The following is a 13,780-nucleotide window of genomic DNA, read 5'->3' as shown; positions in this document are numbered from 1 at the left end:
AATTAACCTTAATTGACACAGGATTAACCTCAAGGTAGGAAATCTGATGGTACTTTTGAAAAAAAAACACCATGAAGAACATTCTGATAATTACGGCTCTTGCATTGGCATTAAATACTTCAGCACAAACCAGCGGAAAGGTGAGTTATGAGGAGAAGTTCAAACTGAATATTCAGATTGATGATACGGATGCCAACAACGAAATGCTCCGGAATTTGCCTAAGGAAAGAATCTCAACAAAAGAATTAATTTTTAACTCCGAGGCTTCCATTTATAAAAGGGACCCGGCGGGTGATAAAAAGAAAGCTCTGGAAAGTGAAAGTGGAGAAGGGAAGATTGTCATCAAAATGGATGAGCCGGATGATTGTTCGTATACGGATGTAAAGGAAAAAAAAGTTTACGATCAACGAGACTTTATGTCCAGACAATTTTTGATCACATCCGGTTTTGAAGATCAGGTATGGAAGCTGACAGGTAATGAGAAAAAAATTCTGGATTATCCTTGCCAGGAAGCTGTTTTACAAGACACCAATAAAAAAGCGATCGCATGGTTTACTTCAGCCATTCCGGTATCCATCGGACCGAATGGGTATTGTAACCTTCCGGGATTGATTCTGAGTGTTGAAGTAAATGGCGGTGACCAGGTAATGACTGCTACGAAAGTTGATTTAAGTCCGGTTGATGCAAAGCAGATAGTGAAACCAAAGGAAGGAAAGAAAATGACCAAGCCTGAATTCCGGAAAATGGTCGCGGAGAAACAAAAGGAAATGCAGGAAGAGAATGGAGGAGGGAATAATGTCATTATCAAAATTAAACACTGATCGGTTAAGCACAGATTTATTTTAAGGAGGAATGATCCGATTCAGGAAAATAATTGAGATGAGAAGAATCAAAAAAGAAAAATTGAAAGTAATTGTCCGCTTTCTACTGGTGTTCATTCTATGGATACTATCAGGAGGCGCAAAGAAAGTATTTGCCGAGAATTCAGGATTGAAAGGCAGAGTAGTGGATACAACAGGAAGTGCTCTGCCCTATGTCACTATCACATTGCTACAACCGGGAGACAGTACGCTCTCTTATTTTGCAGTGAGCACTTTGCAGGGAACATTTGAATTGAGCAATATTGCCGCGGGCGATTATGTTTTGCAAGTAGCAAGTGTTGGTTTCAATTCAATATATCGCAGAATACACTTTCCTGTTGCCGAGCAGGAACAAGACCCGGTATTTGTACTGCGGATCAGGACAGTCAATCTGAAAGCGGCTGAAATCAATGCGGAAAGAATTCCAATACGATTGAAGAAGGACACTATTGAATACGATGCAGCCGCTTTTAAAACCGCTCCGGATGCGGCGACAGAAGATTTGCTGAAAAAACTTCCGGGAGTTGAGGTCGACAGAAATGGAAATATCAAAGCTCAGGGAGAAGATGTAAAAAATGTACTGGTGGACGGGAAAGAGTTTTTTTCGAGTGATCCGAAAATTGCTACTCGCAATTTACCGGCAGATGCCGTAAAGAAAGTTCAGGTTTACGACGAAAAATCAGATCAGTCGGTGATGACCGGAATAGAAGACGGAGAGAGAAATAAAACCATCAATCTTGAATTGAAAGATGATAAGAAAAACGCGTGGCTGGGTGAGGTGCAGGCGGGAGGAGGAACGGATGAACATTATCAGACTTCAGGGAAAATTTACCGGTTCAGTGGGGAAAACCAGGTTGCGGCTTTGGGAATGCTCAATAATATCAATCAGTTTGGGTTTTCATTTCAGGATTATATGAGTTTCAACGGCGGACTAGGCGGAGATGGTGAGGGATTCAGGATTAATCTTGGTGAGGAGGATGTTCCATTGAATTTTGGTCAGGCGGTGAATGGCAATATCGCTTCGGGCGGAGCTGGATTTAATTTTTCTCATGAAGCAAAAAAAGACAAACGATTTTCATTTAGTTACCTGGCGAATGGAGCAAACAAGTCGTTGCTCGAACAAACACATACACAGAATTTCCTGAACGGATCCTATTTCAGTACTGATGAAAATCTGGAAGAAACAGAGCGTGACCGTGCACATCGGTTTAATTTTGGCTGGAGAAATAAAATTGATTCAACACAAAACATTCGAGCATCCGGGAAATTGAGTATCAGTAATGGCAAACAGGATGATTATATCAGCCAGGTGAATCAGAATGAGAATACTATCCAAAACTCAATGACTTCTTTTGAGGCTCAAAAATCTTGGCTGCTGAGTGGTTCAGCGAGCATCGGTTATTTAAAAACATGGAAAGGTTCCTGGCGATTGTTTAAAATTTCCGCTGACGGTTCGGTGAGGAATAAACGAATTGAGTCGGCACGAAATGGTTTGTTGAGCTTTACGAATCCTCCCACAGATAATTCATACCGTCAATTCCGAACCGATGAAACTTCCGGATACAATGCAAGTGCTACAAGTTTTGTAACACGTGATTTGGGTAATGACTGGTACCTTGAGCCAAAGGTTATTGTTGGAGGAACAGAGGAAAATCTTGACAGAAAGGAAGGCGTTGAGGCGGACACTGAAAATGCGATTGATTCGCTGAGTCCCCGGTATTCGCGTCGTTTTACATGGATTCGTCCGGGAATCACTCTGAAGCAGAGTCGTGAAAAAACGAGAATAGAATTTTTTCTCAGTGAAATAATGTCAAAACACGAGAGGGGGATTATAGGGCTGGAGGAAAGAGGAGATAATTACATCGCATTTTTACCGGGCATGTCTTTTGAAAAAGACATGAAGGGAGGGAAACGATTTGGTTTGGGCTATGAATCTGAAATGGAAGCACCGGGAATATCTCAACTGCTTCCGGTTATTGATCGTTCGGATCGATTGCAAAGCATGGAGGGAAACGAAAGACTTGTTCCTGAAACCCGGCATCGCCTGCATCTGAACTGGCTGAGATTTGACCAGTTTTCTTTTACTTCATTTTTTTCGAATTTATTTTTCACTTATACGCACAATAAAATTAACTGGTCACGGGAAGTGCATCCGGATTTGAGTCAATCCTTAACACTGATCAATGTACCGGACGATTACAGGGCATCTGTTTCATTTGAATATTCGCGTCCTGTAAGAAAATTGGGAATCGCTTTGCATGCAGGTGTGGATGAAAGCTGGAACCAGGGAACAAACAGGGTAAACGGAGTAAGCAATACGCAAACAAATCTGGAACACACATTTAGTTTGCGTTTCGATAACCGTAAGAAAGAAAAGATCGATGCGAATATTGGAGGGAATGTTTCTTTTCGTTCCTCCCGGTATTCCCTGAATTCTGAAATAAACCGTAATTATTTTCAATGGTCGGTTTTTCTTGACCTGAATTATTCCATCACAACGAAATGGCAATTCACGGCATCCGCTGATCTCACAAAGTATGAAGCGGAAGGATTTGCGGCATCACAAACAATCCCTTTGATCAAAGCTTCGCTTTCGAGGAAGCTGTTTAAGTCCAATCGTGGCACCTTAATTTTGGAGGGTTTCGATTTGCTAAACAGAAATACGGGAATAGAAAGAACCGCAGAACTGAATTTTCTTCAGGAGAGAAAAAGTAATACCATTGGAAGATATGTGCTGCTGACTTTCAAATTCAGATTAAATAAATTTGAGAAGAAGGATAATTTCGATATAAAGGTGAATGGGCGGTAAATGAGTACGTAATAAATCAGGGCATGAAATGAAATTTCATGCCCTGATTTATTGTGATCAAAATTATAAGCGATCCTTTCTGAAAAATCTGCAATCTGACTGTTTGATTTTATTCTGCTTTATTTTTTTAAAACAACTCTGATCATAATGTCTTCTTTTTTCTTTTTATAACATTCAAAGACAAATGCGTCATCTCCGGCTTTCAGGATTCGATTTTTTGAAAATTGATATAATTCTATTCCGTTAAATTCTTCGATATCTAAAATAGGAAGGCGCTTGGTTATGCCGAGCGAATCATCAATACTATAGGCGGTCAAATACCCTCCTTTGCCGTCAGTAAATTGTTCGGGGACCTGGTTAGGAAGTAACTTATTATTTTCTTTATTATCGAGGAATATCACATAGTGCATATCCTTTCCCATTAATATTTTATAGCTTAAACCCCCGAGTCCGCTATACCCCATCTGGAGTTTTGGAATTTTTTTCATCCAGGTTAATTTCCCGTCACTGCTTAGTTTGGTAACGAGAATATCATTATAATAATATCTGGTTGTCCTTGAAACACGTCCGTTGAAATTCGATTCTGTAGTCACGGTATATGCTTGTTCTCCTACCAGGACATAACTTCCATCATCTCTTACAATTAGTTCATTTAATCTCAAATTTGCAAATTCGGCATTGCTTTTCGTTTCGTCTTTTTCGTTTCGTTTTTGTTGTTTTTTACTTTCGTTCTGATTCAAGATTTCCATTGGAATTTCAAAACTCTTTGTATCGATTACTTTTCCTGAATTATCAATTTTGAAGGAAATGATTCCGTCTGCATTGCCAAGGTTTTTTCCGGAATTGTAATAGCCGACACAAAGAATTTTATTTTCGGGTAGTCCATATATCCAGAGTTTGCCAATAAATTTTCCAGGCATTTCGAGTGGAATAATTTCAGCTGTGGTTGTATTTGGTTTGTATTTCAATAATTCGATATGAAAATTTGGATCGTCGCCTTTTTTAATTTTGGTGGAATTGTCGTTATAAATGAGGCTTAGTATATATGCATTACCGTCAGCATCAACTGTGTAGTCCATGATGTTCATCTTTTTTTCAGTGTACGGCATCGTGATTTCCTGATTCCAGACAGGTTTCAGGTCTTTATCAAAGATGTTTAAGCCGACGATTTCATTATTTAAGGCATCTCTTTTAATTTTTGGTTTCAAACTATATTGAATCAGCAGGTGGGATCCACTGTAGGATTTTTGGAATAAGTAATTTCCGAATGATGTTCCCATAGGAATACCCATCATTGATGCGGTATTAAATCCTGCTACGTTGTTGGCTTCATAAAGAAATTTACCATTGCCAATCGGTTCTCCTTTGTCAAAGTCAATTTCCCTCATGTACATTTTTTCAGAGTCTTCTTTGTCTTTATTGACAGAGGTATAGAAATAATAATAGCGATCATTAAATTCAGTGATGTATACAATTCTTGCTTTTTTTATTTGTATTCCATTTTCATCAGGGGTATAGTTAAATGAATTTGTTGCGAGCAGTTCCGGTTTTTTTGTATTGAATTTTTGTATGATCATTTTATCATCCGCGAATTTAATGGCCATAGCTTCATCGCCTTTGCTGTAGTAGTCTTTCCAGTAGGAATCGATGACTTGATAAGGTTTACTTGCTGAAACTTTGGGTTGTGCGTAAACACGAGTTCCGAGAATAAGTAATAAGACAACAAAGAAGACATTGTTTTTCATAATGATGTATTTGATTGTATGTGTAATGATAAACCCCTGAAAAATGATATACTGATCAATGAGTATGAAAGATATCGAAGAGTATAAAACATGTCATAATTATTGAAAATATAATTGTTTTGCAAATAATATTGTAAAAGGCCTAAAAGACGATGAATTCGAGAAGAAATCCTGATTAATAAATTAATATCTGAGTTGATTCTACGGACCGAATCGTATTATTGAAATACATCCAAAAGTATGAAATAGTATTTTTTAAAATAGTGAGTAGAAAATCCAACAAGTAGCAATATTGCAAAATGAAGCCGGAATTTAGAGATTGTACATATTATTTAGTTGCATGAAAAACTCAAATATGGAAAAATATTTTGCATAAAATGCGTAAGCATTTTAGTTTGCCCGTCCTGGCTCCGGAGGAGCCAACGCATTGTAGCAATTTTGATGAATGAATGTTGGAGGATAGACACAGTTGAGTTTATCTATCCTCCGAATGTTTGGGATGGAATTTTGGTTACAATGCTTGGACTCCTCCGGAGTCATGTTGCATAATCCATGCGACAATGCTTAGACTGTTCGGGGATTTGCATTAAGTCTCTATTTCGACTCAGGTTTAATTTTTCACGCCTGGCTCCGGAGGAGCCTACGCATTGTAGCAATTGTGGTGATTGAATGTTGGAGGATAGACACAGTTGAGTTTATCTATCCTCCGAATGTTTGGGATGGAATTTTGGCTACAATGCTTTGACTCCTCCGGAGTAGTATTTAGTAATTAATTAGATGCAAGTTTAATTCCCCATTCCTGCTCCGGAGGAGCCTACTCATGGTAGCAATTGTGGTGATTGAAGGTTGGAGGATAGACGCAAAAAAACCTGTCTCGATTTTTGTAATGATTTATCTAGCCCCGGGTGAAGCAAGCTCCTGCTTGCGGAACACGGGAAGGGCGGTGGATGCGAAGAGGAATGTATCGCTCCAAATTCTGAACGCATCGGCAGTTTATTTTTAACTACCACGAGGCCGGAATTAAATCAATTAATTGTTGCTGATGCAGGAGCAGCGACCTTCGACGAATTCCTGCTGTATTGGAATTTGTCTTTCAGCTTCATGATGGGTTTCTCAACGAGATACCATGAACATTCGGCGAATCCAATGGCTGTGATAAAAAGGAAAATGGTCCGGAAGTTCTCTCCTTCAGGGATCAAATTCGGGATCAGTTCTTTCACTTGATTATAAAAATCCGGCATAAAAAAATGATAGAGATAAATTCCATAGCTGATTTTTCCAAGGTGAACAACAAAACTATTTTCAAGCAGCACTTTTGGCAGGGAAGTAAATTTCATTTGTGAGGCTTTCATCACAATAAAAAATGCAAAAAGAGAAAACAGGAAATTGTTTCCGGTTACTACTACAAAATCATAGGCTCTCGGATAGATGATAAAATAGAGAAACGGAAGGAAGGAAAGCGGAATGATAAATTTGTATTTATTGATGCGGTTCAGAATGGATTCTTTATACAGACTCCAATAGGCGAGCAACGCGCCAAGTCCAAGTGAGTCCGCGCAACTGATGGTGAGCGCATTGATGGCAGTAGAATAGCCAAGGTATTGATAATACCAGACTTTGAAAATCACAGAAAGGAGTACAATGCCGATAATAATTTTTTCGATGTGTTTTTTCGGACTGAATAAAATCAGGAATGGCCAGATAAGGTAGAATTGTTCTTCTACTGCCAGTGACCAGAGATGATTGAAGGAACCGATGTAAGGATGGCTGTCGATGGAGACGTAAATATTGGTTGTATAGGTGATCAGCCAGACCCAGATATCTTTTGTGTTTTGAAAATTGATCAGCAGGAGATAGAAGATGGTCAGATAATAGATTGGGAAAATTCTTATTGACCTTCTGAAATAAAATGATTTCAGTACGCTTTTGGTTTTTGTATCGCCTGAAAGTATTTTTTCTTTATTGATGAGCAGGATTTTTGTGATCAGATAGCCGCTGATGACAAAAAACAAATCGACACCTTGTCCGAATGGAAGGCGATTCAGGTAAGTATTTTCGAAATGAATAAAATGACAAATTAAAACACCAAAGACCGCGTAGAATCGGAGTCCGTCTATTTGCCTGTTGTATGAAAGGATTGAATTGTTTTCCAAAATAATTTGAATGCCTTTGATGCAAAGAAATAAAATAATACCAAGTTCTGCAGGGAATAGACCAATTGCTTTCCATCATTTTCAGTGCTTGAATATGAATTCATGGTTTCATGTCAGCTCCCGCCAACGGAAATTTCTCCCAAAACGGGAAAATCAGAAAAGCGAAATCAGCCTTTTTAGTGTAAAAAATGACATATTCTGAGCTGGTCCGACTTTGGCAAGCACGGCCGCGAAAATAAGCGGGATATGTCCAATAAAGCTAAATCTATTGTGATCGTCGATGATGATCGCCACTTCGCATCACTTGTTGAATACGAACTGGAGATGAATGGATTCACGGATGTGAAGACTTTTCATGAGCCTTTGGATTTCATGAACAGCCTCACGGAAGAGCCTTATCTCGTTATCCTGGATTTTCAATTTGATGATACAACCGGATTGGATGTATTGCGGGAAATAAAAATGTTGAATCCGGATATTCATGTGATCATGCTGAGCGGACAGGAATATATCAGCAATGCAGTGAGCACATTGAAATACGGAGCCTTTGATTATGTGGAGAAGAATCAGGATTCATTTGGACGACTTCTCAGTATTATAGAACGATTAACAGTACTTGATAAAGAAGTAGAGTTGACGCATGGAACAGGAATTAAGAAAAAGTTTATGAACAAGATTGGACTAAACGCGATGCTATCGGGTACGATAGGAGCGCTGTTTTCCTCCGGTCATTAATCCAAAAAGGTGTGGGAACCAACGGATCAAAAATCGGAAAAAAAATTCAACAGCTTTGTTTACTGACAGTACTTATTGTTTTAAGTGGATGTCATACACAACGTTTGTTCGTCGGAGATGAAGGCAGTAATGCCGCATTGTCGGATGTATTTTCAAAACAGGCACAGCTTATTCAGCCGGATGATAAAATCACGCTGAGTATCTGGGACCATGAAGAACTCAGTATCGGTTCTGTCTTTGGAATTTACAATTCCAATGAAATCTATGGTAAATGGGTGATGGTTAACAGTGTCGGACAAGTGATGCTTCCGAAAATCGGAGCAGTAAAACTTGGCGGACTTACCATTTCGGAAGCGACAGAAACCTTAACTACAATTTATTCCCGGTTGATCGTGAACCCGGTGATTGTTCTCAAAGTGCTGAATCGTGAGGTGACAGTACTTGGAGAAGTAAAATCACCGGGTACACTCCAACTGGAAAAGGAGTATACCAACCTGGTAGAAATTCTCGGCCGTGCGGGCGGACCGGAATATTACGCGGATGCACGAATTCTGAAAATCATCAGAGGGAAAGACGAAACGAAAAAGGAATACAGTCTTGACCTTACCCGTCTCAGCACTATAGAAAAAGAAAATATCTGGTTGCAGTCGGGCGACATCGTTTACCTGCCTCCATTTAAAAGAAAATCTCTGCAAAGAGAATCCGGTACACTTGTACCACTCGCTGCTATTTTATCCAGCGTGGCCATCTTTTTAACACTTGTGAAATAAGATGGGCGACAAGCAGCAACTCAAAAAATTTCTCTTGCCGGCTATCAAAGGTTTGCCGGTGATCGCCTTGTTCCTGGTGATCGCGATTCTATTCGCTTCGCGGATCTTGTATTACGCGACACCAAAGTATGAGAGTACAGCGATGCTGAAGCTCGATGAAAAGAACAATGGAGTATCGGAGAATAATCTTTACAAGGACTTCGACGTATTTTCTTCATCAGGAAAAATCGCAACGGAAGAAAAAGTCATTCAGAGCCAGGTATTGGTAAAGAAAGCTTTCCGAAATCTGGATTTCAGGATTTCTGTATATAGAATAGGTGATATCCGTAAACGCGAATTGTATAAATCTTCTCCGTTTAAGATTCATTACATCCTTAAGGACAGTGCTTTATTTGATAAAACAGTACAACTTACAGTGCTGAACGATTCCACTTTCCATTTGAAAGTGAGTGCAGGCCGGCAGGAAGTTGATACGACCGGAAATTTCGGAGACATGCTGATCACCAAAGTTGCGGCATTCAGAATAGAACGAAATGATTCACTGATTCAAAGCACGCCTTCTTTCGCGCTGGTTGATGATTACGAATTTATTATTCATTCTGACGAGGCGCTTGTAAATACCGTGATTGGTGACAGGCTCGATGTAAAAGCGCTGGATCGTGATATTCCGATCCTTCGTATTTCCTACGCGTGTGAAGTTCCGCAAAAATCCGCCGACTTCGCCAATGCTCTTGCAGCGGCTTATATCAGTGATTATATCGAAAGTAAATCGGAAGCAGCGGCGAAAACTGTGCAGTTCATCGATGATCGTCTTGATCAAATCGGACGAGAATTGAAAGAATCGGAATTGAAGCTGGAAGAATATCGTTTGAAATACAAGATCATCAATACTTCCCAGGAAACGGAAACCGGTTTACGTAAGCTTTCGCAATTGAAAGTGGAGCAAACGAATCTGGATATGGAAGCGGCGACATTGGATCAGTTGCAGAATTATGTCGACAACCGTAAAGATTTTAACGAAGCCGGACCTGCATTCGATGCGATCTCGGATCCGTTGTTCGCCGACATGATAAAAAACCTGAAATCCTACCAGCAGGAACGCAGGGAATTGCTCACACGATACACGCCTGATCATGAAAAAGTAAAACTCATTGACGGAAAAATCGATGATGTCGTAAAATATAGTCGTGAAGCTATTCTGAATGCAAAGCAAAGTATCCGTGCGAAAAGAGCGGAAATGGATGCGGCAGTAGAAACAGCGGATCACGAGTTTGACAATCTTCCAACGAAAGAAAAGAACATGATTATCCTGGAAAGAAATTTCCAGCTGAATCAAAAAGTTTACCAATTCCTCCTGGAGAAAAGAACAGAAGCTTCCATCGCGGAAGCAGCAACGATCTCTTTTCACAGGATCATACAATACGCGTCGGTTCCCACGACACCGGTCTACCCTAAGCGAGGATTTTTATTAATCCTCGCCGGGGTCACCGGATTATTGTGCGGAGTTTTGTTTGTATACCTGCGTCGTTATGCACGTGGTAAGATTGAAGACAAGGAAATGGTTGAAAAGATGACAAGTTCACCTGTTGCGGGAGTGATCCGGGAAATGGGCGATAGTCCTGTTCAGGAAGGAAACAATTCTTTTTCAGATCTGGCGACCAATCTTATTTTACATGGATTGATCAATGGTAAGAAAATCGTAACCATTACTTCGTCTATACAGGGAGAAGGGAAAACATTTATTGCAAAACATCTTGCTTCCGCGCTTGCAAGAAGCGGATGGAAAGTGGTTATCGCCGATTTGAATCTGCATCACGCTTCAGTTCATACCAATGAATCGATTCGTCAGATTCCGGGAATGAGTGAGTATTTGCGTGGGGAGGTGACATTGGATAAAATCATTCAGAACTCAGGCACACACTCTCTTTTACTTGCCGGAGCCGGACAGGATCGCAGCGACAGTACATTGTTGTTTAGTCAGCCTCAGCTGAAGGAAAAAATCGAAGGGTTGTATGCTTACGGTGATATTATCATTCTGGATACTTCAGCGACAGCCAACGCGATTGACGCGCTAGCGCTGATGAAAATTTCAGATTTAAATTTGTACGTCGTCCGTTCAGAATATACCTCATCGCATTTGCTCACTTATTCGGAAATGCTGAAACAGGATTACAAAATTGAAAATATGTACACCGTGCTGAACGGTTTACACAAAGCGACAAATTTCAACGGAGATCTCACAGGTACAAAGTATTCGTATCAATACAAAGCCAAAGGGTGGAAGGCCCGTGTTTCACACTATGTTAACCACTATTGGAAGTGAAAAAACTGAAAAGTATCTATTTTACTAATCGCCAGGCACCCATCGCATTGATCGATCAGGCCGTGGTGAGCGGAGCCGGTTTTGTTACCGGTGTATTGCTTGCTCGTTTTCTGGGATTGAGCAGTTATGGTGTCTTTGCTATGACCTGGCTGGTAGTGTTGTTTTTCGCGAGTATTCAGCAGGCATTTATTATCGCACCAATGCAAACTTTGCTTCCTAAGAAGACCAAAGAAGAAAAGGACTCCTTCCTTAACATGATGTTTCTTCAGCAATTGCTCTTTGCATTGCTGGTGGCTTTGATAACGTATTTGTTTTGCCGGTTTTCCGAGTTGATGTTTTTTGATTCACTGGAACTTCGTTCCGTAGAAATCATTATGCCTTTGGCGGTGTTGACATACCTGATGAATGAATACTTCAGAAAATTATTTTTTGTCGAAGGAAGAAGTCGTACCGCTTTGGTCCTCGATCTGATATCATACAGCACACAAATTCTGGGTTTACTGGTTGTGGCCTATATGCATCAGCTCAATTTGCAACGTGCCATCATCATCATCGCCTTATCGAACAGCATTTCGTCAACTTATGGTTTGCTAAAAACAAAAAGTCTGCAGTGGCATTTCAGAGAATTTGGTACTCATCTGGTTGAAACCTGGAATTATTCAGGCTGGCTTATAGGAACGTCGCTTCTGCAGTGGTTTTCCGGAAACTTTTTTATTGTGACCGCCGGAGGAATTCTGGGTCCTGTATCTGTAGGAGCGATCCGAATGGCACAAAATATCATTGGCGTATTGAATATTCTTTTTCTGGCCATGGAAAATTTTATTCCATCCAATGCTTCAAAAATTTATCATGACAAAGGATTAAAAAATCTTTACGCTTATTTGCGTCAGGTGATGTTTATGGCCGGAGCGATTACGTTTACATTGATTTTGTCGATAGTTGTCTTTGCACGACAGATTATTGATTTTTTATATGGAAAAGATTATATCAAATATGAAAATGTTCTTTTTGGTTTTGCTTTGTTGTACTTGTTTGTATTCACCGGTTTGTTACTCAGGTTTTTCATTCGTACAGTAGAAAAAAATCGTGACATTTTTATCTCCTATTTACTCAGTGCAGGATTTAGTTTGCTCCTTGCAGCGCCAATGGTGAGTTCTTTCGGAATGGCGGGAGTTTTCGCGGGCCTGATTCTTACACAGGTGATCGTGCAGTTATGGTACCTGTATTCATTAAAAACAGAACTTGTTACAGTATGGAAATAGTTCATCTCATCTTAGGAAAAGCGAATCCACAACGCATGAACGGTGTAAACAAAGTCGTTCATCAGCTGGCTACACATCAATCGATGCTTGGACATTATGTGCAAGTCTGGGGCATCACTCCAACACCGGACGGGGATTACCCTGACCGGAGATACAGCACACGATTGTTCCAGTCGCACAACAACAAGTTCAGGATAGATCATCAGCTTGCGAAAGCGATCCGTGAATCATCCGTAGAAACGAAATTTCATTTGCATGGCGGATTTATTCCGGAATTTTACCACGCGGTGAGAATACTCCACAGCACCGGTCATGAGTTTGTATTTACTCCACATGGCAGTTACAACATGATCGCGATGCAGAAGAATCATTTTATCAAGAGTCTGTATTTTCCTTTGTTTGAAAAATTTGTTGTGTCATCCGCAAAAGCTGTTCATTTTCTTGGAAAGACGGAATATGAAGCGGTAGAAAAACTTTTGCCCGGAAAAAATAAGATCCTGATTCCGAACGGACAGGATTTGAATGAGCTGAAATACAATTTCCGTCCCATCCCAAAAGAGAGGGGAACGGTTTTTGGATTCTGTGGACGGCTGACAGCCTATACCAAAGGTCTGGATCTTATGCTTGAAGCTTTTGCCAAATTCGTTCATGAGGAAAAGCAGCAAGGCGAGTTGTGGTTGATAGGTGATGGAGAAGACAGAGCCTTTCTTGAAAAACGCGCGCACGATCTGAAGATAGATTCACTGGTTACATTTTATGGAGCATCCTTCGGAGAAGAAAAACTGAACACGATTGCGAACATGGATGTTTTTCTACATCCTTCGCGGAATGAAGGTCTGCCCATGTCTGTTCTTGAAGCTTCCGCCTTACTGGTGCCATGCATTGTGAGCGAAGAAACCAATATGGCCTCCTATATCCGTGAGTATCAATCCGGAATCGCCTTACCGGCGAATACGGTTGGAGACATTTGCCGCGCCATGGAAATCGCTGTTCGTGAAATTTCTGAACGAAAATGGGAACAGAAGCGCTATCAGGCACGTAAGATGATCCAGGCGGAGTTTGACTGGAAGAATATTGCCTGTCAGCTCATCAATGCCTATGCAGCCTGATCTAAGAAACAGGT

General features: G+C 40.4%; 9 protein-coding genes. 7 read left to right on the top strand and 2 right to left on the bottom strand.

Features of this window, described 5'->3' with window-relative positions; all coding sequences use genetic code 11:
* The first annotated feature begins 71 nt into the window (after positions 1–71).
* Together IPP86_07265 and IPP86_07260 are read left to right on the top strand one after the other, a co-directional pair.
* The gene (locus tag IPP86_07265; protein ID MBL0138313.1) at positions 72–821 is read left to right on the top strand and encodes a GLPGLI family protein; all 750 of its coding nucleotides are present in this window, start codon (positions 72–74) and stop codon (positions 819–821) included.
* Positions 822–879: 58 nt separating this feature from the next.
* Complete coding sequence (locus IPP86_07260; GenBank protein ID MBL0138312.1) at positions 880–3,669, top strand: TonB-dependent receptor; 2,790 nt, start codon at positions 880–882, stop codon at positions 3,667–3,669.
* Between the two features lie 119 nt (positions 3,670–3,788).
* Here the strand turns inward: IPP86_07260 and IPP86_07255 are convergent, their stop codons facing one another.
* Positions 3,789–5,414 (bottom strand): hypothetical protein, encoded by a 1,626-nt coding sequence (locus tag IPP86_07255; protein ID MBL0138311.1) that lies wholly within the window; start codon positions 5,412–5,414, stop codon positions 3,789–3,791.
* A 1,025-nt stretch (positions 5,415–6,439) separates the two neighbouring features.
* The gene (locus IPP86_07250) at positions 6,440–7,567 is read right to left on the bottom strand and encodes an acyltransferase (GenBank protein MBL0138310.1); all 1,128 of its coding nucleotides are present in this window, start codon (positions 7,565–7,567) and stop codon (positions 6,440–6,442) included.
* 246 nt (positions 7,568–7,813) lie between these two features.
* Here IPP86_07250 and IPP86_07245 point away from each other — a divergent pair, with 246 nt between their 5' ends.
* From IPP86_07245 to IPP86_07225, 5 genes are read left to right on the top strand one after another with little or no spacing between them, the layout of a single operon-like run.
* A complete protein-coding gene (locus IPP86_07245; GenBank protein ID MBL0138309.1) occupies positions 7,814–8,302 on the top strand; it encodes a response regulator in 489 nt (162 codons plus the stop codon).
* An 11-nt stretch (positions 8,303–8,313) separates the two neighbouring features.
* A complete protein-coding gene (locus IPP86_07240) occupies positions 8,314–9,072 on the top strand; it encodes a polysaccharide biosynthesis/export family protein (protein ID MBL0138308.1) in 759 nt (252 codons plus the stop codon).
* Between the two features lies 1 nt (position 9,073).
* Positions 9,074–11,395: a polysaccharide biosynthesis tyrosine autokinase gene (locus IPP86_07235; protein MBL0138307.1), complete on the top strand. Its 2,322-nt coding sequence runs from the start codon at positions 9,074–9,076 to the stop codon at positions 11,393–11,395.
* A complete protein-coding gene (locus tag IPP86_07230) occupies positions 11,392–12,657 on the top strand; it encodes a lipopolysaccharide biosynthesis protein (protein MBL0138306.1) in 1,266 nt (421 codons plus the stop codon). The genes IPP86_07235 and IPP86_07230 overlap by 4 nt, the downstream gene beginning before the upstream one ends.
* Positions 12,648–13,766, top strand: a complete 1,119-nt coding sequence (locus IPP86_07225; GenBank protein ID MBL0138305.1) for a glycosyltransferase — start codon at positions 12,648–12,650, stop codon at positions 13,764–13,766. Before IPP86_07230 ends, IPP86_07225 begins: the two co-directional genes overlap by 10 nt.
* The last annotated feature ends 14 nt before the right edge of the window (positions 13,767–13,780 follow it).

It is taken from the genome of Bacteroidota bacterium, assembly GCA_016720935.1.
In the GTDB taxonomy this organism is placed as follows: Bacteria; Bacteroidota; Bacteroidia; order AKYH767-A; family 2013-40CM-41-45; genus JADKJP01.
The sequence above is the reverse complement of the archived record's forward strand: the minus strand, read 5'-3'. Positions and strand labels throughout refer to the sequence as shown.